27 protein-coding genes and 1 tRNA gene are annotated in these 24,971 nt (G+C 65.0%); 14 read left to right on the top strand and 14 right to left on the bottom strand.

Going from position 1 to position 24,971, the window contains the following annotated elements:
* The first annotated feature begins 32 nt into the window (after nucleotides 1–32).
* The 4 genes from W930_RS0111815 (at nucleotide 33) to pth (ending at nucleotide 2,613) form a co-directional block, all read left to right on the top strand.
* Nucleotides 33–109 (top strand) — tRNA-Gln (locus W930_RS0111815).
* 49 nt (nucleotides 110–158) lie between these two features.
* The gene (locus tag W930_RS0111810; RefSeq protein ID WP_023872983.1) at nucleotides 159–1,106 is read left to right on the top strand and encodes a ribose-phosphate pyrophosphokinase; all 948 of its coding nucleotides are present in this window, start codon (nucleotides 159–161) and stop codon (nucleotides 1,104–1,106) included.
* A gap of 154 nt (nucleotides 1,107–1,260) precedes the next feature.
* Complete coding sequence (locus W930_RS0111805; RefSeq protein WP_023597773.1) at nucleotides 1,261–1,881, top strand: 50S ribosomal protein L25/general stress protein Ctc; 621 nt, start codon at nucleotides 1,261–1,263, stop codon at nucleotides 1,879–1,881.
* Nucleotides 1,882–2,004: 123 nt separating this feature from the next.
* Nucleotides 2,005–2,613: an aminoacyl-tRNA hydrolase gene (gene pth / locus W930_RS0111795; RefSeq protein ID WP_023597775.1), complete on the top strand. Its 609-nt coding sequence runs from the start codon at nucleotides 2,005–2,007 to the stop codon at nucleotides 2,611–2,613.
* A gap of 125 nt (nucleotides 2,614–2,738) precedes the next feature.
* Here pth and W930_RS0111790 read toward each other — a convergent pair whose 3' ends face one another.
* The 3 genes from W930_RS0111790 to rsmD are packed head-to-tail and all read right to left on the bottom strand — an operon-like array spanning nucleotide 2,739 to nucleotide 4,191.
* Nucleotides 2,739–2,996 (bottom strand): YfhL family 4Fe-4S dicluster ferredoxin, encoded by a 258-nt coding sequence (locus W930_RS0111790; RefSeq protein WP_023872982.1) that lies wholly within the window; start codon nucleotides 2,994–2,996, stop codon nucleotides 2,739–2,741.
* A 51-nt stretch (nucleotides 2,997–3,047) separates the two neighbouring features.
* Nucleotides 3,048–3,542: a pantetheine-phosphate adenylyltransferase gene (gene coaD / locus W930_RS0111785; protein WP_023597777.1), complete on the bottom strand. Its 495-nt coding sequence runs from the start codon at nucleotides 3,540–3,542 to the stop codon at nucleotides 3,048–3,050.
* Nucleotides 3,543–3,585: 43 nt separating this feature from the next.
* A complete protein-coding gene (gene rsmD, locus W930_RS0111780; RefSeq protein ID WP_023872981.1) occupies nucleotides 3,586–4,191 on the bottom strand; it encodes a 16S rRNA (guanine(966)-N(2))-methyltransferase RsmD in 606 nt (201 codons plus the stop codon).
* A 281-nt stretch (nucleotides 4,192–4,472) separates the two neighbouring features.
* On the opposite strand from rsmD, the gene nodI reads away from it, so the two are divergent.
* Nucleotides 4,473–5,390, top strand: coding sequence for a nodulation factor ABC transporter ATP-binding protein NodI (gene nodI, locus W930_RS0111775; RefSeq protein ID WP_023597779.1), 918 nt, complete (start codon nucleotides 4,473–4,475; stop codon nucleotides 5,388–5,390).
* Complete coding sequence (locus W930_RS0111770; protein WP_023872980.1) at nucleotides 5,383–6,333, top strand: ABC transporter permease; 951 nt, start codon at nucleotides 5,383–5,385, stop codon at nucleotides 6,331–6,333. Before nodI ends, W930_RS0111770 begins: the two co-directional genes overlap by 8 nt.
* A 106-nt stretch (nucleotides 6,334–6,439) precedes the next feature.
* On the opposite strand, the gene W930_RS27150 is transcribed toward W930_RS0111770, so the two are convergent.
* Both W930_RS27150 and W930_RS0111760 read right to left on the bottom strand, forming a co-directional pair.
* Nucleotides 6,440–7,882: a pitrilysin family protein gene (locus tag W930_RS27150; protein ID WP_024788676.1), complete on the bottom strand. Its 1,443-nt coding sequence runs from the start codon at nucleotides 7,880–7,882 to the stop codon at nucleotides 6,440–6,442.
* Nucleotides 7,883–7,894: 12 nt separating this feature from the next.
* Nucleotides 7,895–9,256: a pitrilysin family protein gene (locus tag W930_RS0111760; protein ID WP_235195536.1), complete on the bottom strand. Its 1,362-nt coding sequence runs from the start codon at nucleotides 9,254–9,256 to the stop codon at nucleotides 7,895–7,897.
* A 228-nt stretch (nucleotides 9,257–9,484) separates the two neighbouring features.
* Here W930_RS0111760 and ftsY point away from each other — a divergent pair, with 228 nt between their 5' ends.
* A complete protein-coding gene (ftsY, locus tag W930_RS0111755) occupies nucleotides 9,485–10,966 on the top strand; it encodes a signal recognition particle-docking protein FtsY (RefSeq protein ID WP_023872975.1) in 1,482 nt (493 codons plus the stop codon).
* A gap of 138 nt (nucleotides 10,967–11,104) precedes the next feature.
* Here ftsY and W930_RS0111750 read toward each other — a convergent pair whose 3' ends face one another.
* Both W930_RS0111750 and maiA read right to left on the bottom strand, forming a co-directional pair.
* Complete coding sequence (locus tag W930_RS0111750) at nucleotides 11,105–11,731, bottom strand: LysE/ArgO family amino acid transporter (RefSeq protein ID WP_023872974.1); 627 nt, start codon at nucleotides 11,729–11,731, stop codon at nucleotides 11,105–11,107.
* A 7-nt stretch (nucleotides 11,732–11,738) separates the two neighbouring features.
* Nucleotides 11,739–12,386: a maleylacetoacetate isomerase gene (maiA, locus tag W930_RS0111745; protein ID WP_024788675.1), complete on the bottom strand. Its 648-nt coding sequence runs from the start codon at nucleotides 12,384–12,386 to the stop codon at nucleotides 11,739–11,741.
* 195 nt (nucleotides 12,387–12,581) lie between these two features.
* Between maiA and ybiB the strand changes: the two genes are divergently transcribed.
* Nucleotides 12,582–13,559: a DNA-binding protein YbiB gene (ybiB, locus tag W930_RS0111740; RefSeq protein WP_023597786.1), complete on the top strand. Its 978-nt coding sequence runs from the start codon at nucleotides 12,582–12,584 to the stop codon at nucleotides 13,557–13,559.
* Between the two features lie 279 nt (nucleotides 13,560–13,838).
* Here the strand turns inward: ybiB and W930_RS0111735 are convergent, their stop codons facing one another.
* On the bottom strand, nucleotides 13,839–14,222 hold the full coding sequence (locus W930_RS0111735; protein WP_023597787.1) for a nuclear transport factor 2 family protein: 384 nt from the start codon (nucleotides 14,220–14,222) through the stop codon (nucleotides 13,839–13,841).
* Between the two features lie 222 nt (nucleotides 14,223–14,444).
* Here W930_RS0111735 and rpoH point away from each other — a divergent pair, with 222 nt between their 5' ends.
* The 5 genes from rpoH to cydX all read left to right on the top strand — a co-directional run bounded on the left by rpoH (nucleotide 14,445) and on the right by cydX (nucleotide 18,972).
* Nucleotides 14,445–15,383, top strand: coding sequence for an RNA polymerase sigma factor RpoH (rpoH, locus tag W930_RS0111730; RefSeq protein WP_023872972.1), 939 nt, complete (start codon nucleotides 14,445–14,447; stop codon nucleotides 15,381–15,383).
* 393 nt (nucleotides 15,384–15,776) lie between these two features.
* Nucleotides 15,777–16,097 (top strand): cytochrome oxidase putative small subunit CydP, encoded by a 321-nt coding sequence (cydP, locus tag W930_RS30095; RefSeq protein ID WP_141570707.1) that lies wholly within the window; start codon nucleotides 15,777–15,779, stop codon nucleotides 16,095–16,097.
* Complete coding sequence (locus tag W930_RS0111720; protein ID WP_023597790.1) at nucleotides 16,087–17,676, top strand: cytochrome ubiquinol oxidase subunit I; 1,590 nt, start codon at nucleotides 16,087–16,089, stop codon at nucleotides 17,674–17,676. Before cydP ends, W930_RS0111720 begins: the two co-directional genes overlap by 11 nt.
* Before the next feature lie 27 nt (nucleotides 17,677–17,703).
* On the top strand, nucleotides 17,704–18,840 hold the full coding sequence (gene cydB / locus W930_RS0111715; RefSeq protein ID WP_023872971.1) for a cytochrome d ubiquinol oxidase subunit II: 1,137 nt from the start codon (nucleotides 17,704–17,706) through the stop codon (nucleotides 18,838–18,840).
* Between the two features lie 15 nt (nucleotides 18,841–18,855).
* Nucleotides 18,856–18,972: a cytochrome bd-I oxidase subunit CydX gene (cydX, locus tag W930_RS29600; protein WP_023597792.1), complete on the top strand. Its 117-nt coding sequence runs from the start codon at nucleotides 18,856–18,858 to the stop codon at nucleotides 18,970–18,972.
* Nucleotides 18,973–19,061: 89 nt separating this feature from the next.
* On the opposite strand, the gene W930_RS0111705 is transcribed toward cydX, so the two are convergent.
* The 5 genes from W930_RS0111705 to W930_RS0111685 all read right to left on the bottom strand — a co-directional run bounded on the left by W930_RS0111705 (nucleotide 19,062) and on the right by W930_RS0111685 (nucleotide 23,363).
* Entirely contained in the window at nucleotides 19,062–19,667 is a 606-nt protein-coding gene (locus tag W930_RS0111705; RefSeq protein ID WP_023597794.1) for an SCO family protein, read from the bottom strand.
* Nucleotides 19,668–19,808: 141 nt separating this feature from the next.
* Nucleotides 19,809–20,714: a heme o synthase gene (cyoE, locus tag W930_RS0111700; protein WP_023872970.1), complete on the bottom strand. Its 906-nt coding sequence runs from the start codon at nucleotides 20,712–20,714 to the stop codon at nucleotides 19,809–19,811.
* Between the two features lie 18 nt (nucleotides 20,715–20,732).
* On the bottom strand, nucleotides 20,733–21,923 hold the full coding sequence (locus W930_RS0111695) for a heme A synthase (RefSeq protein ID WP_023872969.1): 1,191 nt from the start codon (nucleotides 21,921–21,923) through the stop codon (nucleotides 20,733–20,735).
* A 71-nt stretch (nucleotides 21,924–21,994) separates the two neighbouring features.
* The gene (locus W930_RS0111690; RefSeq protein ID WP_023597797.1) at nucleotides 21,995–22,630 is read right to left on the bottom strand and encodes a hypothetical protein; all 636 of its coding nucleotides are present in this window, start codon (nucleotides 22,628–22,630) and stop codon (nucleotides 21,995–21,997) included.
* A gap of 7 nt (nucleotides 22,631–22,637) precedes the next feature.
* The gene (locus W930_RS0111685; RefSeq protein ID WP_023872968.1) at nucleotides 22,638–23,363 is read right to left on the bottom strand and encodes an SURF1 family protein; all 726 of its coding nucleotides are present in this window, start codon (nucleotides 23,361–23,363) and stop codon (nucleotides 22,638–22,640) included.
* Nucleotides 23,364–23,507: 144 nt separating this feature from the next.
* Here W930_RS0111685 and W930_RS0111680 point away from each other — a divergent pair, with 144 nt between their 5' ends.
* The gene (locus W930_RS0111680) at nucleotides 23,508–23,711 is read left to right on the top strand and encodes a twin transmembrane helix small protein (protein WP_023597799.1); all 204 of its coding nucleotides are present in this window, start codon (nucleotides 23,508–23,510) and stop codon (nucleotides 23,709–23,711) included.
* 362 nt (nucleotides 23,712–24,073) lie between these two features.
* Here the strand turns inward: W930_RS0111680 and W930_RS0111675 are convergent, their stop codons facing one another.
* Nucleotides 24,074–24,934, bottom strand: a complete 861-nt coding sequence (locus W930_RS0111675) for a cytochrome c oxidase subunit 3 (protein WP_023597800.1) — start codon at nucleotides 24,932–24,934, stop codon at nucleotides 24,074–24,076.
* Between the last annotated feature and the right edge of the window lie 37 nt (nucleotides 24,935–24,971).

Below are 24,971 nucleotides of genomic sequence, written 5' to 3'. Positions count from 1 at the left end.
TCCTACGGCGCAGCAAAGGCAACGGTTAGTGTAGGGGAGTCGCCAAGTTGGTTAAGGCACCGGATTTTGATTCCGGCATACGAGGGTTCGAGTCCTTCCTCCCCTGCCAATTTCTCTGTCGTGCAGTCTCAGCATCCATACGTCCCGCAGGTAGCCAGATGAGTAGTGATAACCTAATGGTATTCACCGGGAACGCCAATCCCGCCCTGGCCCAAGCGGTCGTCGACACCCTGGGAATCCCGCTTGGCAAGGCCATGGCGAGCCGATTCTCGGATGGTGAAATCCAGGTTGAAATTCAGGAAAACGTGCGCGGCAAGGACGTCTTCGTCCTGCAATCGACGTGCGCGCCGACCAACGACAACCTGATGGAACTGATGATCATGGTCGACGCGCTCAAGCGTGCTTCGGCCGGCCGCATCACCGCTGCCATTCCGTATTTCGGCTATGCCCGTCAGGATCGTCGCCCCCGCTCGGCGCGCGTGGCGATCTCGGCGAAGGTCGTGGCCAACATGCTGCAGATCGCGGGCGTCGAACGCATCATCACGATGGACCTGCACGCCGACCAGATTCAGGGCTTCTTCGATATCCCGGTCGACAACATTTACGCGTCGCCGTTGCTGCTGGCCGATGTGCGCGAGCAGAACCACGACAACCTCCTCGTGGTTTCGCCGGACGTCGGCGGCGTGGTGCGCGCCCGCGCGCTGGCCAAGCAACTGCATTGCGATCTGGCCATCATCGACAAGCGTCGTCCGAAGGCCAACGTGGCCGAAGTGATGAACATCATCGGTGAAGTCGAAGGCCGCACCTGCGTCATCATGGACGACATGGTCGATACCGCCGGCACGCTTTGCAAGGCTGCCCAGGTGCTCAAGGAGCGCGGCGCGAAAAAGGTTTATGCGTACTGCACGCACCCGGTGCTCTCCGGCGGCGCGGCAGCCCGTATCAATGCCTCGGAACTCGACGAGGTCGTCGTGACGGACACGATTCCGCTGCGCGATGACTCGAAGGGTGGCAAGATTCGCCAGTTGAGCTGCGCCAATCTGCTTGCCGAGACGTTCTCGCGTATCCGTCGCGGCGACTCGGTGATGTCGCTGTTCGCGGAGTAAGCGTTCGGTAAAGTTTTGCGACGGCGCCTGTGTGGCGCCGTTGTTATGTCGGCAGGGAGCATCTCCCTGCCTTTGTCGTTCCTGAAGCTCGCTTTTTTTGCGGGATATTCGGGAAGAAATCGCTGCCTGGTCGCGGGCAGTCCAAGGAGTTGTTATGAAAGTCGTCGCTTTTGAGCGTACTCAGCAAGGTACGGGTGCGAGCCGCCGCCTGCGCAATGCCGGTAAGACCACGGGCATCGTGTATGGTGGTAACGTCGATCCGAAACTGATCGAACTGGATCACAATGCACTGTGGCACGCCCTCCGCAAGGAAGCCTTCCACTCGTCGATCCTCGATCTGGAAGTGGCTGGCAAGTCCGAACAAGTGCTGCTGCGCGATGTGCAGTATCACCCGTTCAAGCAACTGGTCCTGCACGTGGATTTCCAACGTGTCGACCCGAACAAGCCGATCCACGTGAAGGTGCCCCTGCACTTCCTGGGTGCCGAGAACGCCCCGGCTGTGAAGCTGGCTTCGAACGTGATCAGCCACACCGTGAACGAACTCGACGTCAGCTGCCTGCCGGGCAAGCTGCCGGAATTCCTGGAAGTCGATCTGTCGACGCTGGAAGCCGGCAAGACCGTGCATGCGAAGGACGTCAAGCTGCCCGCCGGCGTGACGCTCACGCTGCACGTCGAGCAGGAAAACCCGGTGGTGGCGCAAGCCGTTCAACCGGCTGGCGCTGCTGCTGACGAAGCGGCCGCCCCGGCTGCCGAAGGCGAAACGCCGGCTGCCTAAGCCACGCGTGTTGGCCTTCAGCGGCGACGCTGGACGCAAGACCCGCCGCGACATCATGTCCGGCGGGTTTTTTTATGTCGGCGCGCACGCCGAATCGGCGCGCGCCAAGATCCTGACACCGAAATGATCAAGCTGATCGTAGGGCTCGGCAATCCGGGCGCCGAATATACAGCAACGCGTCACAACGCCGGCTTCTGGTTCGTCGACGCGCTGGCGCAGCAATGCGGTGCATCGCTGTCCAACCAGAAGAACTTCCATGGATTCGCCGCGCGCGCACGCATCGCCGGTCAGGAAGTGTGGCTGCTCGAGCCGCAGACCTTCATGAACCGATCCGGTCAATCGGTCGTCGCGCTCGCTCGCTTCTACAAGATCCTACCTGACGAAATTCTCGTGGTACACGACGAACTCGATCTGCTGCCCGGCACCGTGAAGCTCAAGCGCGGCGGTGGCAGCGGCGGTCACAATGGTCTGAAGGACATCGCCGCGCACCTCACCACGCCGGAGTTCTGGCGCCTGCGCCTTGGGATCGGTCACCCCCGCACGCTTCAGCCCGCCGGCAGCCAGCAGCAAGTGGTGGACTTCGTACTCAAGCCGCCACGCAAGGAAGAACAGGCACAAATCGACGACGCCATGTCGCGCTCGCTCGACATCGTCGATCTGGTCGTCAAGGGTGACATGGAAAAGGCGATGATGCGGCTGCACGCCACGCCGCACGCCACGCCGGGAAAGTAGGCCGGAAACGAAAATGAGCGGCTCGCAGGCCGCTCATCTCATTGCCCGAGGTGCCGCCGCGCAACGCTCGGGCCGATCGCGACGAAGCCGCGTGTCTCGCCGGGCAGGACACGCGCGAGCCTCGCTCAGGCCGACTTGGCCTCTTGCAGATGGGTGTACTTCTCGAGCAACTGCTCGGGCGTCTCGACGTGCTCGGGATTGACCGGAATGCACTCCACCGGACACACCTGCACGCACTGCGGTTCGTCGAAGTGCCCCACACACTCGGTGCACTTGTTCGGATCGATCTCGTAAATCTCGACCCCCATCGAAATTGCGTCGTTCGGGCACTCCGGCTCACACACGTCGCAATTGATGCATTCATCGGTAATCATCAAGGCCATACGGCACCTCCAGCCGTATCGCCGCGCCGGATCACCCGGCGCGCACGATACTTATCCCTGCGACGCCTGGCCGCCGACTTTCGTCACCAGCCACTTCTCGACGGAGGGGAACACGAACTTGCTGACGTCGCCGCCCAGTTGCGCGATCTCGCGCACGATCGTGCCCGAGATGAACTGGTATTGATCGGACGGCGTCATGAACATCGTTTCCACATCGGGCAACAGGTAGCGGTTCATCCCCGCCATCTGGAACTCGTACTCAAAGTCCGACACGGCGCGCAGACCACGTACGATCACGCGTGCCTGATGCTTGCGCACAAAATCCTTGAGCAGCCCGGAAAACCCTTCGACGCTCACGTTCGGATAGTGGCCCAGCACCTCGCGCGCGATGTCGATGCGCTCTTCCAGCGTGAAGAACGGCTTCTTGTTCTTGCTGTCCGCCACGCCGACGACGAGCTTGTCGAAGATGCCCGCCGCGCGGCGAACCAGATCCTCGTGTCCTCGGGTAAGCGGGTCGAAAGTCCCCGGATAAATCGCCACTACCATGCCAACGTCTCCTCGCGGCTGGGGACCGGTGCTGCGTACTTTTTCATTGTGGTCTCTGGGTTTTCGGAATCGATTCAAGCAAATGATAATGCACCGCTCCGGCTTTCGCCCGGCGCACGCACGCAAGGCCAAGCGCGGCAAGCGCATCGTCTTCCAGCGCGATGTCGGATTCGGCGTAGATCACGCCGCCCGGCGCCAGCAGACGTGCCGCAGGCGCCAACAGATCCTGCAGCCACCCGCTGGCAAATGGCGGGTCGAGAAACACCACGTCGAAAGCCCCGGGCGCCAGTGTGGTTATCAGGCGTCGCGCATCGGCCTGCACGACCTCGATCTGATCGGCGCCCAGCTTGGCCTGATTGGCGCGAAGCTGACGCACGGCCGGCGCGGCCTGCTCGATCATCAGCACCCGCACGGCGCCGCGCGATGCGGCCTCGAACCCGAGCGCCCCGCTGCCGGCGAACGCGTCCAGGCATTGCACGCCGCTCAGGTCCTGCCCGAGCCAATTGAAGAGCGTTTCCCGCACGCGGTCCGGTGTCGGCCGCAAGCCATCGCCAGGGGGCACCGGCAGCGGCGTGCGTTTCCATTGACCGCCGATGATGCGCACCTGTTGGGGAGCGCCGCGCGCGACATTGCCTGCGCCGGACTTCATGCCGCCCCCCGCCGCATTGCGTTGCCGGATGCGCCGATGCCGACGCCAGAAAGAGATCGCGCGCACCGCGGCGCACGCAGGGAATCCAAAATCATGACAATTCACGCTACATTGTTGAGGCGAAACATACCACATCGTCCGTGCCCCGGCCCCATCGGGGTCAAGTCGAACCCTGCAAGGCGCCCATCCCGGCCGGCCAGCGCGGCGCGAGCGCATGTCTCTCGTTCGCCACCGGGCCCCTGGATGCGCCTGCCGCCCAACAGGAGAGCGCCCGATCCACCATGACCGATGCCGCCATCGAGGTAGTTGAGCTATGCAAGGCCTATGAGGGCCGCCCCGTCGTCGATCACCTGTCGCTGCATGTGGCGCCGGGCGAGTGCTTCGGCCTGCTGGGCCCCAACGGGGCGGGCAAGACCACGACATTGCGCATGCTGCTCGGACTCGTCACGCCCGATGCCGGCAACATTCGCCTCGGCGGCCTGCCGGTGCCACGTCTGGCGCCCGAAGCGCGGCGTCGCGTCGGCGTCGTTCCCCAGTTCGACAACCTGGACCCCGACTTCACCGTACGCGAAAACCTGGCGGTCTTCGGCCGCTATTTCGGACTCTCCCGCGCCGACATCCGCGAACGTGTGCCCGCCCTGCTCGCCTTCGCCCGCCTGGAATCGAAGGCCGATGCACGCGTGGGCCAGCTCTCGGGCGGCATGAAACGACGCCTCACGCTCGCGCGTGCGCTCGTCAACAATCCGGATCTGCTCATCCTCGACGAGCCCACGACGGGCCTCGATCCGCAGGCGCGACATCTGATCTGGGAACGCCTCAAATCGCTGATGAACGAGGGCAAGACCATTCTGCTCACCACGCACTTCATGGAGGAGGCGGAACGTCTTTGCCACCGCCTGTGCGTGATCGATGCCGGGCGCAAGATCGCGCAAGGCACGCCGCCTGAGCTGATCGCTCGCGAGATCGGCTGCGATGTCGTCGAAGTCTTCGGCGACGTGCCGCACTCGCTGCTCGCGCGACTGGCGCCTCTCGCGGAACGCATCGAGACTAGCGGCGAGACGCATTTCTGCTACGTGCGCGACGCGGCCCCGCTGGTCGGCGCCCTGCAGGACCAGCCCGGCGTGCGCTATCTGCACCGCCGCGCCAACCTCGAAGACGTCTTTCTCAAACTCACCGGGCGGGAGATGCGCGATGAGTGAACCCGACCGCCATGCCCCCGGCCCGCGTCACAACGCCGACACCGACGCCGGCGCGAACGCGCGTGCCAACACCCACGCCAACGTCACCGTCAACGCGCGCACAACGGAATCCGAACCGACGCGGGCCGCACGAATCGCGCACGGCCCGCATCCGGCGACACCTCCCGCATCGCCACGCTACCTGCCGGGCGCGTCGGCATGGACAGGTGTCTGGCGACGCAATTTCCTCGTATGGCGCAAACTCGCCATCGCCTCGATGTTCGGCAATCTGGCCGACCCCATGATCTATCTGTTCGGACTCGGCTTCGGTCTCGGGATAATGGTCGGCGAGGTCGATGGCACGTCATACATCGCATTTCTCGCCGCGGGCACGGTCGGGTCGAGCGTCATGTTTTCGGCAAGTTTCGAGTCGATGTATTCCGGCTTTTCGCGCATGCACGTGCAGCGTACGTGGGAGGCGCTCATGCACACACCGCTGACGCTCGGCGACGTGGTCCTGGGCGAGGTCGTGTGGGCAGCCAGCAAAGCCGTGCTCTCGGGCGTTGCCATTCTGCTGGTGGCGAGCGTGCTCGGCTATGCGCGCCTTGACGCCCTGCCTGTGGTACTGCCCGCGGTTCTGCTCGCCGGTCTGGCATTCGCGAGTCTGGCGATGATCATGACGGCGCTCGCGCCGAGCTACGATTTCTTCATGTTCTACCAAACGCTAGTGATGACGCCGATGCTGTTGCTCTCCGGCGTGTTCTTCCCGTTGTCGCAATTGCCGGCGGCCGCCCGCCACGTGACCGAATGGCTGCCGCTCGCGCACGCCGTCGCTCTCATACGTCCGGCAATGCTCGGGCGCACCCTCGACCAGCCCTGGCTGCATGTCGGCGCGCTGCTCGTCTATGCGATCGCCGGGTTTGCCGTGGCCTTGATACTTCTGCGCCGCCGGGTTCTGCGCTGAAGTGCCACAAAAAAACGGCACCGGAATCGTTCCGGTGCCGTTATCGTTCCGCATTCCGACGTCATTCGCGCCGCAGCAAATCGCGGCGCGCCATGCGGGCCCTGCCTTACTCCGCCTTCCCGTTGCCGACCGGCCGTGCCGCCCCCGGCGTCGCCGCGCCGGCGCTCGCCGCACCGAACACATCACGCGGCCCGACCACGACGGTCGCAAGCCGCTCCGGTTGCACATGACGCGCAAACGCGGCTTTCACCTGCGCGGCCGTCACCGCTTGCACCTTGCTCGTCCAGGTGTCGAGATAGTCCAGCGGCAGATTGTAGAACCCGATGGCCGCCACATTCGCCAGCAGCTTGCGGTTGCTGTCGAGTCGCAGCGGGAACCCGTTGGTGAGATTGTCCCTGGCGGCCTGCATCTCCGCGTCGGTCGGTCCCTCCTGCACGAATGCCGCGAGCGTGTCGCGCACCACGCGCAGCGCCTGCTGCGCCTGCTCACGACGCGTTTGCAGGCTGATCTCGAAGGGCCCCTCCTGCAATTGCGGCGAAAAGCTGCTCGACACGCCATACGTCAGACCGCGCTTCTCGCGCACCTCGGCCGTGAGCCGCGAGACGAACCCGCCACCACCGAGCACGTAGTTGCCCACGAGCAGCGGAAAGTAGTCCGGATCGCTGCGCGCCACGGACGCCTGCCCCGTCACGATATGCGCCTGCTCGGCCGGATGCGGCAGATCGATCTGCACGGCGCTGCGCAGCGGCGCGACAGCGGGCATTGCGGGCGGCGTCACGCCCGCCGGCATCGCGTCGGTGAGCGACGCCACGAGCTTCTCCGCCTGCGCACGATCGATATCGCCCACGATCGTCACGACCGCCCGCTTGGGACTGTACATGTCACGATAGAAGCGCAGCAGATCCTCACGCTTGATGGCATTGACGCTCGCCACCGTGGGACTTACGCCGTAGGGATGGCTGCCGTAGATGGCATGGCGGAAGGCCTTCTCCGCAATCGCCTCCGGCTTCGTATCGGATTCGGCGATCGCCGAAGACAGTCGTGCCGCTTCGCGCTTGAGCACCGCGTCGGGGAATGTGGGATGCTGGAGGAACTGCGCCACCGTATTGACGGCCGCGTCCCGCTCGGCGGCCGACGACAGTGTGCGCATGGTCACGGTCGCGGCGTCGCGCCCGGCGCTCGTCGCCTCCATCGCGCCGACATCTGCGAAGCGATCGGCGATCTGTGCCTCGGTGAGGCCCGGACGGCCCGTCGCCGCGGCCGCGCCGGCATCGAGCAGGCCCGCGGTCAGCAGCGCCAGCCCGGACTTGCCCGGCGGATCGTAGCGGCTGCCGGCATCGAAGTCGATGTTCAGGTCGATCATCGGAATCGAGCGGCTCTCGACGAACATCACCTTCGCCCCCGACGGGGCGATCCAGCTCTGGATCGGCAGCGCCGCCTGTGCCGACAGCGGCATGACTACCGCCACGGCGCCGGCGGCGACCGAGGCCATCAACCCCGAGCGCGCAGGCGCGCCAAACGCACGCAACAGTGCGGAAATCTTCATCATCGTGTGGCCCTCTCAGCGCATGTTCTTCAGGTCTTCCGCCCCTTGGGCGCGGCGCTTGCGTGTCGCTTCGTCGATCGGCTGCGGCACCAGCGTCGCCACCGTCAACGTTTCGTCACCGAAGTACTTGCCGGCCACCGCCTGCACCTGTTCGGGCGTGACGGCCTTCACCTTCTCGAGCATGCGATCGATCTGGCGCCAGGAGATACCCGACATTTCGTTCAGGCCGATCTCCATCGCCTGTCCGAAGACCGAGTCGCGCTTGTAGATCTGCCCGGCAATTACCTGCGCCTTCACGCGCTTGAGTTCGGCCTGCGTCACGCCGTGCGCGGCAATGTCGGCGACCTGTGCGCGCAACGCCTTCTCCATCTGATCGGGCGTCTTGCCCTGAGCGGGCGTGCCGTCGAGGATGAAGAACTGCGGCCCGCGGCCGACGCCGTCGTAGCTGGCGCCGACGTCGTTCGCAACGCGCTGTTCGCGCACCAGCCGACTCGTCAGGCGCGCATTGCCATATCCGTCGAGCACGGCCGCGAGCACTTGCAGCGCATAAACGTCGTCATCCTTCTCGACATCGGTCAGACGCGGCGCCCGCCACGCGAGCATCACGTTCGGATTCTCCGCCGGCGCCTTCACGAAGACACGCCGCACGCCGAGTTGCGCCGGTTCGTTCTGCGGACGCCGGTCCGGCAGCGCGTGCGACTTGAGCGGCCCGTAATACTTCTCGGCGAGCTGCCTGACCTGTCCGGGGTCCACGTCGCCGCTCACGACCACCACGGCATTGTTCGGGGCGTACCAGCGCTCGTACCAGTCGCGCGCGTCCTGCACCGTCATGTGCTCGAGATCGTCCATCCAGCCGACGATCGGACGGCGATAGGGGTTGGCGACGAGCGCGGTGGCCATCAACTGCTCGTAGAGCAAGGCGCGCGGCTGATCGTCCGTGCGCAGGCGACGCTCCTCCATGACAACCTGGATTTCCTTGGCGAACTCGTCCGCCGACAAGGTCAGGTTGGCCATCCGGTCGGCTTCCAGGCGCATCATCTCCGGCAGGCGCGACTTCTCCGTCTGCTCGAAATAGCCCGTGTAGTCCTTGCTGGTGAAGGCGTTCTCCCGGCCGCCGAGCGCGGCGACCTGACGAGAGAACTGGCCTGGCCCGACCGACTTGGTGCCCTTGAACATCATGTGCTCGAGCGCATGGGCGACGCCAGTGGTGCCATTGAACTCGTCGAGCGAACCGGCGCGGTACCAGACCACGTGCGCCACCGTCGGCGCCCGGTGATCTTCGCGCACGATCAGCCGCAGGCCATTCGATAGCGTGAATTCCGATGTGTTGTCGGTCGTTTTGCTGCCCGTCGTGTCGGCCGCATGGCTCAGGCTCATCAAACCCGCCACGGTCAATCCGACCAAGGCGTGGCGCCAGCGCATGGTTACCGTCATGGATCCCCTTTCGCCCGTCGTGGACGTCGATTCGCGTCTGATAAAATACGTCGCATTTCCCGCGTCGGAAACAACGACCCGCCCATTGTAGGGGGTTTTGTGCCACGCGAATCGCAGGACAAATCACAGTCGCACGCCGCTTGCGCGTCCCCACGTCGAGTTCTTCACCCCATGTTCAGCTTCTTCAAGCGCTTCAAGTCGGGCGGCAACAAGGCCGCCGAGACGAGTCCCGCACCGACCGAATCTCCCGGATTGCCCGAGTCCGATGCGTCGCACGAGGCGGCCCGCCCCTCTGCCGCCTCCACAGCCCCCACCGCCCCCACCGCTCCCGCGGTGCCGCCGCAGGGCAACGACACCAGGACAGACATCGGCCCGGAGCCCGAAGCCCCGCCCGTGGGCGTGCCGCTCACGCCGAACGTGCCGAACGACGTACCGAATGTGTCGGCGGCGCCCTCGGGCGCTACCGCCCCGAGCACGCCGGCCAGCCCCACGGCGCCGCACGTCACCGACGCCCGCGTGAGCGAGCCCGTCCGTCATGCCCCGGCTGCCGAAAACGCGGCGGCGTCCGAGCCGGCGATGGCGAATGTCCCAACGTCCGACGCCTCCGAGACATCCGAATGGCTCGAATCGCCCGAATCACCCGAATCGCTCGCATCGTCTGAAGCGTCGGCATCGGCCGCGCCGGTCGTCGTGAAGGATGCCAGCGGCGAAGCCATCGGCGAGATCGTGTCCGCGCCGGCCCCCGCCCCGGCCGCCAAGCGCTCGTGGCTCACGCGGCTCAAGGCGGGCCTGTCGAAGACGAGCGCCGGCCTCACGGGCATCTTCGTCGGTGTGAAGGTCGACGAGAACCTGTTCGAGGAACTCGAGAGCGCACTTCTGATGAGCGACGCCGGCGTGGAAGCCACCACGTTCCTGCTCGATGCCCTGCGCAAAAAGGTCAAGGCCGAACGGCTGACCGACGGCGAACAGGTCAAGCGCGCATTGCACGACCTGCTCGTCGAACTGCTGCAACCGCTCGAGCAAAGCCTCGTGCTGGGCCGCGAAGCGCCGCTGGTCGTGATGATCGCGGGCGTGAACGGCGCGGGCAAGACGACCAGCATCGGCAAGCTTGCCAAGCACTTCCAGCACTACGGTCAGTCGGTTCTCCTTGCCGCCGGCGACACGTTCCGCGCGGCCGCCCGCGAGCAGCTCACGATCTGGGGCGAGCGCAACAACGTGGCGGTCGTCTCGCAGGAGAGCGGCGATCCGGCCGCCGTCGTGTTCGACGCGGTCAACGCCGCCCGCGCCCGCAAGATCGACATCGTGATGGCCGATACGGCCGGTCGCCTGCCCACGCAGCTGCATCTGATGGAAGAACTCAAGAAGATCAAGCGCGTGCTGGGCAAGGCCGCCGACGGCGCGCCGCACGAAGTGCTGCTCGTGATCGATGCCAATACCGGTCAAAACGCACTCGCGCAGGTCAAGGCGTTCGACGACGCCCTGCAGCTCACCGGCCTCATCGTGACCAAGCTCGACGGCACCGCCAAGGGCGGCATCCTCGCCGCGATCGCCCGCCAGCGTCCCGTGCCGGTGTACTTCATCGGCGTGGGCGAAAAGGTCGAGGACCTGCAACCGTTCTCGGCGCGAGAGTTCGCCGACGCCCTGCTCGGGTAAGACGCGCGAATCGCGCTGCCGAACGACGCCGCCCGCCGGCGTCAGACGAACCGACGGCCCGCCACGTCTCGTGTGCGGGCCGTTTGTCTCTCGGGGCAGCACAACCGACGGCCACCGACAGCGCCGCCGGTCAGCCCGTTACAACTGTTGCGCGACGAGTCCCGCGCATAGCCCCCACATCATCGTGCCCACGAGGCCGTCGAGTACCTGCCAGGCTCTTGCCCGCGAGAACAGCGGGGCGAGCAGACGCGCACCGTAGCCGAGCAGCGTGAACCACAGGACGGACGCCGTCATCGCTCCCGCCGCGAACCAGACATTGCCGGGCGCGGCCTCGCGCGCGCCAATGCCGCCAAGCAGGATCACTGTGTCGAGATAAACGTGCGGGTTGAGCACCGAGAGCATCAGCACGAGCACGAATGCGCGTTGCCAGGTCATGTCCTGCGTCGCCGCGCGGCTGCCATCCGCCTGCAGCGCGCCGGTGCCGCGAAACGCCGCGCGCCAGGCCCGCAGTCCATACCAGAAAAGGAAAGCGGCGCCGCCCCACGTCACGGCGGTCAGGAAACGCGGATATGCGTCGATGAGCCCGCCCATGCCCGCCACGCCTGCCGCGATCAGCACCATGTCGCAAACGGCGCACACGGCCACGACCAAGCCGACATGCCGCTTGAGGATGCCCTGGCGCAACACGAACGCGTTCTGCGCACCGATGGCAATGATGAGACTGGCGCCAAGGGCCATGCCCCGCCAGAAAGCCGGATCGAACATGCGGCGCTTACTCGGCGTCCGGTTGCGCTTCCGGGGCAGCGCGACGGAAGGCGTCGAGCGTCTGGCAGTGCGCGTCGATGGCGGCGATGCGCGGGAACGAAGCCATGTCCACCTTGAATCGATTGGCGTTGTAGACCTGCGGCACGAGACAGCAATCGGCCAGGGTCGGCGTGTCGCCGAAGACGAATTTTCCGGGCGAGCGCTGGGCCGCCAGGCGCGCTTCGAGCGCCGTGAAGCCCTCCACGACCCAGTGGACGTACCACGCGTTCTTCTGCTCCTCGCTCACCCCCAGGTCGTGCTTGAGATAGCGCAACACGCGCAGGTTGTCGATCGGATGAATGTCGGCCGCGATGTCGAGCGCCAGCGCCCGCACCTGCGCCCGCGCGACCGGATCGGCGGGCAGAAGCGCCGGCGTCGGATGCACGTCCTCCAGATATTCGATGATGGCCAACGATTGATGAATGTTGACCTCGCCGTCGACGAACGTCGGCACCAGCCCGTTGACGTTCAACGCACGGTACGCCGGTTTGCGCTGCTCGCCGCCATCGCGCACCAGATGCACCGGCACGATCTCGTAATCGAGCCCCTTCAGATTCAGGGCGATCCGCACGCGATACGCGGCGGAACTGCGGAAATAGCTGTACAGCGTGGACATGGCAAGACCTCGGAGGGGAATGGGGGAAAGGCGACGGCCGCCAGCAACTGTGTGCGTGCGCCGCGCCCGAACCCGAAATGGTACTTCAAGCACTGGCACCGGGCACCCCCAAGTGCGTATCATGAGCGGACAATCTCCCTCCGGAGCGTGCCTCGTCGCCCCGGTCTGCCCAGTACGACACAACACCGAAGTGCCATGACCGCCGTCCCACTCGCTCCCTTCGCCTGCGCGCCGCTGCTCAAGACCATCGCCCGGGGCGCCAAGGGCGCGCGCGCGCTCACCGCCAACGAGACGCGAGAACTCTTCGACGCCATTCTCGCCGGGCGCGTGGCCCCGGCGGAGCTGGGCGGCGTGCTGATCGCGTACCGCATCAAGGGCGAGACACCGGTCGAGCTGCGCGCCATGCTCGACGCCGCTCACGCCACCTTCCCCCCGCTCGTCGCCCCCGCCGACGCGCCGCCGCCCGTTCTGCTGCCAAGCTACAACGGCGCGCGCAAGCAGCCCAACCTGACGCCGCTGCTTGCGCTGCTGCTCGCCCGCGACGGCATTCCGGTGCTGGTGCACGGTCAGCATCACAGCGGCGCGAATCGCGTTGGCACTCAAGCCATCCTTGCCGAGTTGGGGCACGCCGCATGCGGCTCGGCGATGGATGCGCAAACGGCGCTGCGCGACCGACGCGTCGCCTATCTGCCGATCGCGGCGCTGTCGCCCGCGCTGGAGCGTTTGCTGGAGATGCGGGCCGTGCTCGGCGTGCGCAATTCCGGGCATACGGTGGTGAAGTTGCTTCAGCCGTTTGCCGGTCCGGCGCTGCGCCTGGTGAACTACACCCATCCCGAGTATCGTGAAACGCTCGGCGAACTGTTCTCCGATCCGGCGAATAGCCCCGCCCCCGGCGTGCTGCTCGCGCGCGGCACGGAAGGCGAACCGGTCGCCGATGCCCGCCGCCAGGCGGCCATCGAGGGCTTTTGCGACGGCGTGCTTACGTTGTGGCAGGCCGCCGAAGAAGGCGCTACCGGCACCCCGCCGGCGCTTCCTGCCGCGGACGCCCCCGCGACCGCCCGGTGGATCGAAGCGGTGCTGGCGGGTGACGTTCCGATTCCCGCGCCCATCGCCCGGCAGGTCGCGGTGATCCGTCTGGCGTTGCGGCTCGACACGCCCGGGTCGCGGACCTGAGCGACCACACACGCGCTTCGGGGGCGCCCGCACCCGCTCGGGCATGTGTCCCTGATGCACCCGGCTACCCGCCATCCCCTGCCGGATAGCCGGATACGCCGGATACGCCGGCATTGGCGCATCATTTGAGCGCAATTCGATGCATTGCGCCCGATAAACGCAACAATCGCTTGCAGCCAAACACGAATTCCATTTTTCTCGGAACGTTTTATTCCGAAATTCGTCAAAGATTACGTATTGAGACGTGCGTCCGGCGAGGGCCGGACTGAGCGCATGGCGTCAATCGGCCGACGCCATGCGCGTCGCCTGCCAGGAGATGAGATGCCAGGCGTCCGCTTCCAGCACATGGACCGCCGTGTAGGTCATCTGCGATTCGAGCGAGCCGGTCGCGGTCTCCAGCTCCACGCGGAGTTTGCCTGTCACGACCACGGTGTCGCCGAACTGGCGCAATTCCTGCGCCTTGACGTCGATGTCGATGTAACGCCGGCGCCCGGAACTGAGCGCGTCGAGAAACTCGCGTTTGGTTTCTCGTTTGCCGTTTGAATGAACGTAATGAAGATCGCTTGCCAGCAAGGCATCCAGTTGTTCGACGTCGCACTCGACCATCGCGTCGAAGCGCGCCGATTCGAGTTCCCGTACCGCGTCAATGTGCTTTCCGGCCATGCTGTCCTCCCATCTTCGCCACCATTAAACGCTCGCGGCTTGGGTTGCAATTTACACCATCCACGTGACGTTTGCGCCAGTGACTTCTCCCGTTTGACGGAGGGTGCTGGAAAACCCCGAGACGCCGGAAACTTCCCGTCCGGTAAGGGTTCTAACGTGTTTAGCACTCACCGAAAGAGAGTGCTAAAATGTTTTCCCAGAGGCTAACCAGGAGTCCACCACTTGAGTACTGCCGCCACTTTGCATCCGACGACGCCGGCCACCGGCACGGCGCCGACTTCGCGTGCCCTTGCGCTTGCCCCGTCCGCGTTGATGCTGCCGGGCAGTCTGGGCAATATCGACAGCTACATTCAGGCTGTCAACCGCATTCCCCTGCTTTCCGCCGAGGAAGAGCAGTCGCTCGCCAAGCGTCTGCGCGAGAACGATGATCTGGAAGCCGCCCGCCAGTTGGTGCTCTCGCACCTGCGTCTGGTGGTGTCCATCGCGCGTAACTACCTCGGCTACGGTCTGCCGCACGCGGATCTGATCCAGGAGGGCAATATCGGCCTGATGAAGGCCGTGAAGCGCTTCGACCCCGCCCAGGGCGTTCGGCTCGTGTCCTACGCCATGCATTGGATCAAGGCCGAGATTCACGAATATGTGCTGAAGAACTGGCGCACCGTGAAGGTTGCCACGACCAAGGCCCAGCGCAAGCTGTTCTTCAACCTGCGCAGCCAGAAGCAAGGCCTGCAAGCGTTCACGCCGGAAGAGATCGATCAGGTCGCCCGCGATCTGAACGTCAAGCGCGAAGACGTCATCGAGATGGAAACGCGCATGTCGGGCGGCGATATCGCCCTCGAAGGTCACAGCGACGACGGCGAGAGCGCCAGCTTCGCTCCGATCGCGTACCTGGCCGACTCGCATCAGGAGCCGACCGCCGTCATCGCCGCACGCGAGCGCGACCACCTGCAAAGCGACGGGCTGCAAACCGCGCTCGGCCGACTCGACCCGCGCAGCCGTCGCATCATCGAGGCCCGCTGGCTGTCGGTGGCCGACGACGGCAGTGGCGGCGCCACGCTTCACGAACTGGCGGAAGAATTCGGCGTGTCCGCCGAGCGCATTCGCCAGATCGAGGTCGCCGCAATGAAGAAGATGAAAGGCGCGCTTCAGGCCTACGCATAAGTCGACCGCGCCGCAGCGCCCCTGCCGCCGGCCATCAAGCCCCGTGAGATCCACGGGGCTTTTTTATTGGACTTCGAAAGCTCATCGCCCATTCGCTCAGGACTTGATGCATCGCAAGGTCGCCGGCGCGGCGCACCGATAGAATCGGATCGTACGTGGCCATGCTGCGTGCGAAGGACGGCCCGGGGGCCGTTCGGCGCGCCGGACCCTTGTCTCGAATCCGCTTCCCATCTGCCGTGCGTCACGGCGGCAGATCCGCATCGAACCAGCGTCATCTGCGTGTCATCCGCCCCCGCGCTCCGCGGTTTGACATTTTCAAGCGTTAAGGCACAATGCGCCGGAAGTCGACGCTGTTTCCGACATCACGACTTTCGACGCCAGGAGCCGTCACGGATGGACACCCACTCTCCTAGCAGTCTGAAGCCTCCCGCCACGGCCGCGCCCGCAGTCGCGCCGCGCCCCGTTGCCTCCGGCGTCCTCGCCTGGTGCGTCAGGCGCTGGCGCAACCGCCCTTCCCGTTTCATGTTCGAAATCCTGATCGTTCTCGCGATCAAGGTCGTACTCCTGTTCATTCTGAAACATGCGTTCTTCGACGCACCGATGGCCAAGCACATGCAATTGCCGCCGGACGTCGTGGCCCGCGCCCTGATCGGGCCGCAGGCAGTAGAAGCGCAGTCCCCCACCCCAAGTCAAGGTGTCCGCCATGATCAGTAGCGAAGTCGTTGACCTCTCGCGCTTGCAGTTCGCCGCTACGGCGCTGTATCACTTCCTGTTCGTCCCGCTCACGCTCGGCCTGTCGTGGCTGCTTGTCATCATGGAGTCGGTCTATGTGATGACCGGCAAGCAGATCTACAAGGACATGACCCAGTTCTGGGGCAAGCTCTTCCTGATCAACTTCGCGATGGGCGTGACCACGGGTCTCACGCTCGAATTTCAGTTCGGCACCAACTGGGCGTATTACTCGCACTATGTTGGCGACATCTTCGGCGTGCCGCTCGCCATCGAAGGACTGATGGCGTTCTTCCTCGAAGCCACGTTCGTCGGCCTGTTCTTCTTCGGCTGGAACAAGCTCTCGCGCATCGGTCACCTGGCGACCACGTTCGCGGTGGCGCTCGGCTCGAACCTCTCGGCGCTCTGGATTCTCGTGGCCAACGGCTGGATGAACAATCCGGTCGGCGCGCACTTCAACTACGAGACCATGCGCATGGAGCTCAACAGCATCTGGGAGGTGATCTTCAACCCGGTCGCCCAGGTGAAGTTCGTGCACACGCTCTCGGCCGGTTACGTGACCGCCGCCATGTTCGTGCTCGGCATCTCCGCGTGGTATCTGCTCAAGCGTCGCGACGTGCCCTTCGCGCTGCGCTCGTTCGCCGTGGCTGCGGGCTTCGGTCTCGCATCAACGCTCTCGGTCATCGTGCTGGGCGACGAATCGGGCTACACCACCGGCGAAGTGCAGAAGGTCAAGCTCGCCGCGATCGAAGCCGAGTGGGAAACGGCCAAGCCGCCCGCATCGTTCACGCTGTTCGGGTTCCCGAACCAGAAGGAAGAGCGCACCGATTACGCGGTGAAGATTCCCTGGGCCATGGGCCTGATCGCCACGCGCTCGATCGACACGCCGGTGATCGGTCTGACGCAGCTGCGCGACGAGCACAAGGACAACATCAAGCGCGGCATGCTTGCCTTCGCGGCGCTTGAAAAGCTGCGCGGCGGCGACACGTCGCCGGAAGTGAAGGCCGAGTTCGAAAAGTACAAGGACGATCTCGGTTACGGCCTTCTGCTCAAGAAGTACACGCCCAACGTGGTCGACGCCACGCCCGAGCAGATCCTCATGGCCGCCAACGACACGATCCCGCCGGTCGCGCCGGTGTTCTGGTCGTTCCGCATCATGGTCGGCCTGGGCTTCCTGTTCCTCTTCACGTTCCTGTGGGCGTTCTGGCTGTGCGCACGTCGTCGTCTGCTCAAGCCGCGCTCGGCCTGGTTCCTGCGCTGGACCGTATGGGCGATTCCGCTGCCGTGGCTCGCCGCCGAATTCGGCTGGATCGTCGCGGAAGTGGGTCGTCAGCCGTGGACCATTGCCGGCATTTTGCCGACGCATCTCTCGACGTCGTCGCTCTCGGCCACCGACCTTTATCTGAGCCTCGCGGGTTTCATCGTCTTCTACACCGCGCTGCTCGTCATTGAAATGTTCCTGATGGTGAAGTACGTCAAGCTCGGCCCGTCGTCGCTGCACACCGGCCGCTACCACTTCGAGACCGAAGGCGCGAACGGCACCGACCGCGCGGCCTCGGCCTGATCGTCAGGGAGACACGACATCATGATGATCGATTACACCGTACTCAAGCTGATCTGGTGGGTGCTCGTCGGCGTGCTGCTGATCGGCTTCGCCTTCTTCGACGGCTTCGACATGGGCACCGGCACGCTGCTGCCCTTCCTCGGCAAGACCGACGCGGAACGCCGCGTCATCATCAACACCGTGGCCCCCACATGGGAAGGCAACCAGGTATGGTTCGTGACGGCCGGCGGTGCCATGTTCGCCGCGTGGCCGCTCGTCTACGCCGCGGCGTTCTCGGGGTTGTACTGGGCGCTGCTGCTCGTGCTCTTCGCGCTGTTCCTGCGCCCCGTGGGCTTCGACTACCGCAACAAGCTGCCGAGCGCGCGCTGGCGCAATTCGTGGGACTGGGCGCTGTTCGTGGGCAGCACGGTGCCGTCGCTGGTCTTCGGCGTGGCGTTTGGCAACCTGCTGCTTGGCCTGCCGTTCTCGTTCGACAACACGCTGCGCTCCACGTACACCGGTTCGTTCTGGGCGTTGCTCAACCCGTTCGCGCTGCTGTGCGGCCTGGTGAGCCTGCTGATGCTGCTCACGCACGGCGCCGCGCATCTGCGCATGAGGGCAGACCCGCTGGTGGCCGAGCGCGCCGGTCGCATCATGCGTCTCACGGCGCTCGGCACGCTCGTGCTGTTCCTTGTGGCGGGGGTGCTCGTCGCCACGCACGTCGACGGCTTCGCCATCACGCAGATGGGCGCTACCGATGCACCGGCGAACCCGCTGCTCAAGCAGGTCACCACCGGCCCGGGACTGTGGCTCGCGAACTACCACACGTATCCGTGGATGATCGCCGCGCCGGTCGTCGCCTGCCTGTGCGCGCTGCTCGCCGCGCTGCTCGCCACCAGCCGCGCCTACGCCTGGACGTTCGTCGTCACCGGCCTGATGATGGCCGGCATCATCCTGACCGCCGGCTTCTCGATGTTCCCGTTCGTGATGCCCTCGGCCACCGCGCCGGGCAGCAGCCTCACGGTCTGGGATGCCACGTCGAGCCAGCTCACGCTGCAGATCATGCTGATCGCCGTGATCGTCTTCCTGCCCATCATCCTGCTCTACACCGGTTGGGTGTACCGCGTGATCCGTGGCCGCGTGACGATCGAGACGGTCAACGACAACCCGCACACGATGTACTGATCAAGGAGTCGCGACATGTGGTACTTCTCTTGGATTCTTGGCCTCGGCCTCGCACTCGCCTTCGGCATCATCAACGTGATGTGGTTCGAAGCGCACGATGACCTCGAGCGCCGCTCGCAGGAAGGCAACTGACGCCGCCGGCGATCTCGGCGAGAACGAAAAACGCGCCCGTGGGGCGCGTTTTTTGTGTGTGGCGCGCTCGGACGCGCCGCGGTTCACGATCAGCTCAAAAGCGTCTTCAGATCCTTGGCCATCGCGTCGACGGGTTCGTCCGGACGCATGAACAGGCGCAACTGGCCATTCGGATCGAACACATAGATGCCGGCGGTGTGATCGATGGTGTAGTTCGTCGGGGTGGAACCCTCGACCTTGTTGACCACCACGCGGAACGACTTGGTGAGTGCCTTGAGCGCAGCGTCGTCCGCCGGACGCAAACCCACGAACGCCGGATTGAATGCCGGCACATACTGGCCCATCAGCTCGGGCGTGTCGCGCTGCGGGTCGACGGTCACGAAAATCACCTGCACGCGCTTGGCATCGTCCGGGCCGAGCTTCTGCATCACCTGGTTGAGCTCGGCCATCGTGGTCGGGCAAACGTCCGGGCAATGCGTGTAGCCGAAGAACATGACCACCGCGCGCCCCTTGTAGTCGGCGAGCGTGCGCGTCTTTCCCTGCGGGTCCTGCAACGAGAAGTCCTGCGCGAACTCCTTGTTGCCGGTGATATCGAGACTTTGGAACGTCGGACCTTCCTTGCCGCACGCAGCGAGCAGCACGGAGAGCCCCAGCAGCAACAACGCGCGACGCGACCAGATAAGCGCAAGATTCATGAACGAATGACCCCAGAACGTATGGAAAAAGTACCTTCCGAAAAGACAACAGGCGCGACGGCAAGGATACCGTGACGCGCCTGTCTTCGTGACTCGCATCGCCGCGGGCGGGCCCGCCGTCGATACAAGGCAGACGTCGTGTCAGCCCAACAGGAAGATCTGGACGTAGTGATCGACCAGCAGGGCCGCGAACAACAGCGACAGATAGACGATCGAGTAGCGGAACATGGAGCGCGAGAGCGCATCGGAATAGTTGCGCCAGAGCTTGACCGCGTAACCGAGGAAGATGCCCGAGAGCACCACGGCCGACACGAGATACAGGTATCCGCTCATGCGATGCGCGAACGGCAGCAGCGACACGGCAAAGAGCACCACGCTGTAGAGCAGTATCTGCAGGCGCGTGTACTTTTCGCCATGCGTGATCGGCAACATCGGCAGACCAGAGTTCACATAGTCCTGTCGGCGGTAGAGCGCGAGCGCCCAGAAGTGCGGCGGCGTCCAGACAAAGATGATGAGCACCAGAATCCACGCATCGGCCGGCACCGCACCGGTCACGGTCGCCCAGCCCAGCGCCGGCGGCATCGCGCCGGAAGCGCCGCCGATCACGATGTTCTGCGGCGTGGAAGGCTTGAGGATGATGGTGTAGATGAGCGCATAGCCCACGAACGTGGCGAGCGTGAGCCACATCGTGAGCGCATTCGTGAACGTGTAAAGCACTGCCATGCCGGCAGCGCCGAGGATCGTCGAGAACACGATGATCTGCCACGGCGCAATCTCGCCGCGCGCCGACGGACGCCAGGCAGTGCGGCGCATGAGCGCATCGACGCGTTGCTCGATCAGGCAGTTCACCGCGAAAGCGGATCCGGCGAGCAGCCAGATACCGATGGTGCCGCCGATCAGCACCTGCCACGGCACCATACCGCGCGTGGACAGGAACATGCCGATCACGGCACAGAAGACGGCGAGCTGCGTCACCCGGGGCTTGGTCAGCGCCCAGTACTGCGCGATACGGCTAGCCGGCGGATGGGGAAGGGTCGTGCTTTTCATACGTTCAGAGGCAATGCGCTACGCCGAGCCGGTCGGGGTGCCGGCAATGGGCGCGGCGGCCGGTTCCGCTGACGGGAGGGGCTTCTGGCGGGCCGAAAGGTCTGCCTGAGCCAGGCTGGCCGCAACGGGCGCCGCCTCGACATGGCGGGCGGCGCGAATGCGGTAGTTTAACATGACGAGCAAAAGCAACAGGATCGCCGCCCCGCCGTTGTGGGCGATGGCGTTGAGCAGCGGCCACTGGAAGACGATGTTGGACAGCCCGGTCGCGAATTGCACGACCACCAGTCCCAACATCAGCGTCGCCGGCGTCTTGAGCGCCGCGTGACGCCGCAAGCGGGTTGCCAGCCACGCCAGGTAGGCGACCACCACCACGGCAAACGTCCGGTGCACCCAGTGAATCGCCACGAGCGCCTGCATCGGAATGACCTCACCGCCGGCCGTCTTGCCCAGCTCGCGCCACAGCCGGAAACCGTTGTGGAAATCCATCGGCGGCACCCACTGGCCCTGACAGGTCGGGAAGTCGGTGCAGGCCAGTACCGCATAGTTGGTGCTCACCCACCCACCGAGGGCGATCTGGAAGACGAGCAACGCCAGCCCGGCGAGCGCCGCCCAGCGCCAGCGCAGGGCCTCGGGGTCTGCCGCCACCTGGGTGAGCGGCATCTGACGCGACGCCAGCCAGGCAAGCGATCCGAGCAAAGTGAGGGCCAACATCAGGTGCGTCGTGACGATCACCGGCTGGAGCTTCATCGTCACGGTCCATGCGCCGAAGGCCCCCTGCACGCATACGAGGACGAACAGCCAGGTCGCGAGCCACGGGGATTGCTTCAGTTCGCGTCGCTTGACCCACGCCATCACCATCAGCACGATGATGAGCACCCCCACCGACATGGCGAAGTAGCGGTGGATCATCTCGATCCACGCCTTGACGAATGTCACCGGCCCGCTCGGCAGCAGCACCTGGGCGGCATGGATGTCGGCATGCGCCGCGAACGGCGACGACGTGCCGTAGCAGCCCGGCCAGTCGGGGCAACCGAGTCCCGAATCCGTCAGGCGCGTGAATCCGCCGAACATGATCAGGTCGAGCGTAAGAAAGGTCGTCACCCAGGCCAGCTTGCGGTACTTGCTCGGGTCGCGGCGCAACAGCACCCAACCCAACGGCAGTACGGCGATACACAGGCCGATGAAGCCCAGTTCAAGAAGGTAAAGCATCGGTTTTACGTCAGTTCTTCGTTATTTCCGGCGCGTGGCGCCAGTCTCGTTCTCGCCGGCGGCATCGCCCCTCAACCCGTGCCCGACCATTTGAGCAGTCGCGCCAGGTCACGCTTGATCTTGCCCGGATCGGCGTTCTTCGGAAACGCCATCATCAGGTTGCCCAGCGGGTCGACAAGATAGATATGGTCGCGCAGGCCAGTGCCCTCCTGCGTCGGCAACCACGACGCGAGCGCGATCGGGTCGGCGCGCAGGCGGCGGGTGTCGGGATACGCGGTGTCGATCGTCTCCGGCACCGCGGCGCCATCCGTCAGCAGCCACAGCGTTTCCACGCGCGTGCGCTCGTTGCCCTGCAATACGCGGATCTGCCGCATATAGAAGAGCTTGCTCACGCAATTTTCGTCGCATGCGGCAGTATCGGCGCTGATCATCAGCCACTTGCCCTTGAGCGACGACAGCGCGAGCGACTCCCCCGTCTCGTCGTCGCGCACCATCAGCGACGGCAGCGGACGCTGCGGTTCGATCAGCTTGCCGTACGCCGACGTACCGCCTGCGGGCTTGAACACGTAATACATCAGGTAAGCCGCGATTGCCGGTGCGGCGCACACCACAAACAGCAAAACCAACATGCGTCGCGCGCGACGGCGCTGCACCGGGTCGGTCGGGTCGACTCGTCCCGGGCGTCCGGAACTCACATCTGCACTCATGCTTGCCTCATGCCCGCTTGAAGTTGTCGGTGGCCGCCCCGAGGCGGCGGCCGCGTCGATACGCCAGACGCAGCCCCAGTAGCGCAAGGATCAGCGACATGCCGAACCACTGCGCCATATATCCATAATTGCGATCCGCGCCGCTCGCCGGCGCGGGCCAGTCGCGCAGCAGGTGATCGCCCGTGTCGTTCGTCTGCATGATCACGAAAGGCTGCAGCGGCAGCGACGTCTCGCGCGCATAGTCCGCGACATCCAGATTCTGGCGGATGCTCAATCCCGGCGCCGAACCGCCATGCCCCAACTCGAAGGCCCGCGACGGGTCGGGCTGCGCGAGGCCCTCGATCGTGACGTCGCCCGCCGGGGTTGCATAGGGCATGATCGACGTGCGGTCGCGCAAATCGCGCGGCAACCACCCGCGATTGACGAGCACCACCTGATTCGGCGAGATCTGCAACGCCATCACCACGTAAAAGCCAGGCAACTCGTTGCGCGGACGATTGTCCAGGTACACCACGCGATTCTGCAGAAAACGGCCGGTTACGCGGACGCGCCGGTTGCCCACGTCCGCCAGGCGATACGACTGCGCGCCCAGCGTGATCACGGGCGCCCGCTCGGCCTGCTCGATCTGCGCCTGTCGCGCCAGGCGCATTTGCGCGCGCTGGTATTGCCACACGCCGAGCGCCGCCGTAAGCAGCACGCCCAACAGAATCAGCAGCGCCGGTACCGGGCGCATGCCCCGCAAGAGGGTTCTCAACACTTGAATTCCTTGTCTGACCGCCGTTCGAGCGCGCCGGACACTCGCACCGCACACTGCATTGCAGCGTGCCAGCCTGTGCCCGTTGCCCGATAATGACGCATTCCCGTCATCGGACAAATCATGCGCATCATCGTTGCCATCGCCTTCGTCCTGATTCTCGGCAGTCTGGCGTCCGCATTATTCTTCATGATGCGGGACAAGGGCCGATCGAATCGCACCGTGCATTCGCTCATGGTGCGCGTCGGCCTGTCGGTGACGCTGTTCCTGCTCATCCTGTTCGCCAACTGGATGGGGTGGATCCACAGCACGGGCATACGATACTGAGTCTCGCGCCCCTCACCTGCGGCAAATCGCCGCACCGCACCCACGTCGTCCCGCCGGCGTCGCCATATCGCGCCATATCGCGCCATATCGCGCCGGGTCATGCCGGATCATGCCCGACGATACCGCCGGCCACCGCTCAAGGCGGTGCACTTCAGGTCGGTCCCGGCAAATTGTCGCCAGCGTCCAGGCCGTTTCGCGAGCGCTGCGACATAAAGCCGCATTTCGCACCGCCCCGCCGGCCGCCTGAATGAATACCCCTACTGGCGTGTGGCCATATCGCCTTCCGCCATGCGCTCATCTCGCGCAAATGGAAACGCCGCCGGAATCCGGCGGCGTTCCGACAGCGACAGGGCGCCCCGACGTCAGAGCCAGTAGACCACGACGTACAGGCCCAGCCACACCACGTCGACAAAGTGCCAGTACCAGGCCGCGCCCTCGAAGCCGAAATGGTGCTCGGGCGTGAAGTGTCCCTTCATCAGGCGAACCAGCATGACGGAGAGCATGATCGCCCCCATCATCACGTGAAAGCCGTGAAAACCGGTGAGCAGGAAGAACGTCGAGCCATATACGCCCGAGGTCAGCTTCAGGTTCAGTTCGGTGTAGGCGTGATGGTATTCGTAGGCCTGGAAGCCGAGGAACACGAAACCGAGCACCACGGTGGCGAACAGCCAGAAGATCGCGCTCGCCCGATGGTTGGCGCGCAGGGCGTGGTGCGAGATCGTGAGCGTGACGCCTGAAGTCAGCAGCAACGCCGTGTTGAGCGTCGGAATCGGCCACGGGCCCATGGTCTCGAACGCATCGATCACGCCGGCGGGACCAGTGTTCGGCCACACGGCGGTGAAGTCAGGCCAGAGCAGCTTGTTGTCGAGATCGCCGAGCCACGGCATGGCCAGCGTGCGGGCATAGAACAGGGCGCCGAAGAACGCGGCGAAGAACATCACTTCGGAGAAGATGAACCAGCTCATCCCCCAGCGGTACGACACGTCGATGCGCTTGCCGTACAGACCACCCTCCGACTCGGCGATCGAGTCGCCGAACCAGCCGCGAAGCACCCACAATACCCACAGCAGGCCGACGAGCGCCGTCCACGGGGCCCACGATTGACCGTTCACCCACGCCGCGGCCGACGCCAGCACCACCAGCAGGCCGACACTGCAGCTCACCGGATGGCGCGAGGGGGCCGGCACGAAGTAGTAAGGCGCCGTTTGGTGTTGACCACTCATTCTTATCTCTCCAGGCTTGGTTCTCTTTGTCTATGCC

The organism is Pandoraea sp. E26, from assembly GCF_000681415.1.
In the GTDB taxonomy this organism is placed as follows: domain Bacteria; phylum Pseudomonadota; class Gammaproteobacteria; order Burkholderiales; family Burkholderiaceae; genus Pandoraea; species Pandoraea pnomenusa.
This window is presented reverse-complemented; position numbering and strand designations above follow the sequence as displayed.

Excerpts from the sequence above, each read along its gene's own strand:
- W930_RS0111690 (WP_023597797.1), bottom strand. The coding sequence starts at position 22,630 with ATGAGTGCAGATGTGAGTTCCGGACGCCCGGGACGAGTCGACCCGACC.
- ybiB (WP_023597786.1), top strand. The coding sequence starts at position 12,582 with ATGACCGCCGTCCCACTCGCTCCCTTCGCCTGCGCGCCGCTGCTCAAG.
- W930_RS0111685 (WP_023872968.1), bottom strand. The coding sequence starts at position 23,363 with ATGCGCCCGGTACCGGCGCTGCTGATTCTGTTGGGCGTGCTGCTTACG.
- W930_RS0111735 (WP_023597787.1), bottom strand. The coding sequence starts at position 14,222 with ATGGCCGGAAAGCACATTGACGCGGTACGGGAACTCGAATCGGCGCGC.
- W930_RS0111705 (WP_023597794.1), bottom strand. The coding sequence starts at position 19,667 with ATGAATCTTGCGCTTATCTGGTCGCGTCGCGCGTTGTTGCTGCTGGGG.
- rsmD (WP_023872981.1), bottom strand. The coding sequence starts at position 4,191 with ATGAAGTCCGGCGCAGGCAATGTCGCGCGCGGCGCTCCCCAACAGGTG.
- ftsY (WP_023872975.1), top strand. The coding sequence starts at position 9,485 with ATGTTCAGCTTCTTCAAGCGCTTCAAGTCGGGCGGCAACAAGGCCGCC.
- nodI (WP_023597779.1), top strand. The coding sequence starts at position 4,473 with ATGACCGATGCCGCCATCGAGGTAGTTGAGCTATGCAAGGCCTATGAG.
- pth (WP_023597775.1), top strand. The coding sequence starts at position 2,005 with ATGATCAAGCTGATCGTAGGGCTCGGCAATCCGGGCGCCGAATATACA.
- W930_RS0111805 (WP_023597773.1), top strand. The coding sequence starts at position 1,261 with ATGAAAGTCGTCGCTTTTGAGCGTACTCAGCAAGGTACGGGTGCGAGC.
- coaD (WP_023597777.1), bottom strand. The coding sequence starts at position 3,542 with ATGGTAGTGGCGATTTATCCGGGGACTTTCGACCCGCTTACCCGAGGA.
- W930_RS0111675 (WP_023597800.1), bottom strand. The coding sequence starts at position 24,934 with ATGAGTGGTCAACACCAAACGGCGCCTTACTACTTCGTGCCGGCCCCC.
- maiA (WP_024788675.1), bottom strand. The coding sequence starts at position 12,386 with ATGTCCACGCTGTACAGCTATTTCCGCAGTTCCGCCGCGTATCGCGTG.
- W930_RS0111760 (WP_235195536.1), bottom strand. The coding sequence starts at position 9,256 with ATGAGCCTGAGCCATGCGGCCGACACGACGGGCAGCAAAACGACCGAC.
- cydX (WP_023597792.1), top strand. The coding sequence starts at position 18,856 with ATGTGGTACTTCTCTTGGATTCTTGGCCTCGGCCTCGCACTCGCCTTC.
- W930_RS0111810 (WP_023872983.1), top strand. The coding sequence starts at position 159 with ATGAGTAGTGATAACCTAATGGTATTCACCGGGAACGCCAATCCCGCC.
- cydP (WP_141570707.1), top strand. The coding sequence starts at position 15,777 with ATGGACACCCACTCTCCTAGCAGTCTGAAGCCTCCCGCCACGGCCGCG.
- W930_RS0111680 (WP_023597799.1), top strand. The coding sequence starts at position 23,508 with ATGCGCATCATCGTTGCCATCGCCTTCGTCCTGATTCTCGGCAGTCTG.
- W930_RS0111750 (WP_023872974.1), bottom strand. The coding sequence starts at position 11,731 with ATGTTCGATCCGGCTTTCTGGCGGGGCATGGCCCTTGGCGCCAGTCTC.
- cyoE (WP_023872970.1), bottom strand. The coding sequence starts at position 20,714 with ATGAAAAGCACGACCCTTCCCCATCCGCCGGCTAGCCGTATCGCGCAG.
- W930_RS0111770 (WP_023872980.1), top strand. The coding sequence starts at position 5,383 with ATGAGTGAACCCGACCGCCATGCCCCCGGCCCGCGTCACAACGCCGAC.
- W930_RS0111720 (WP_023597790.1), top strand. The coding sequence starts at position 16,087 with ATGATCAGTAGCGAAGTCGTTGACCTCTCGCGCTTGCAGTTCGCCGCT.
- W930_RS0111790 (WP_023872982.1), bottom strand. The coding sequence starts at position 2,996 with ATGGCCTTGATGATTACCGATGAATGCATCAATTGCGACGTGTGTGAG.
- W930_RS27150 (WP_024788676.1), bottom strand. The coding sequence starts at position 7,882 with ATGATGAAGATTTCCGCACTGTTGCGTGCGTTTGGCGCGCCTGCGCGC.
- W930_RS0111695 (WP_023872969.1), bottom strand. The coding sequence starts at position 21,923 with ATGCTTTACCTTCTTGAACTGGGCTTCATCGGCCTGTGTATCGCCGTA.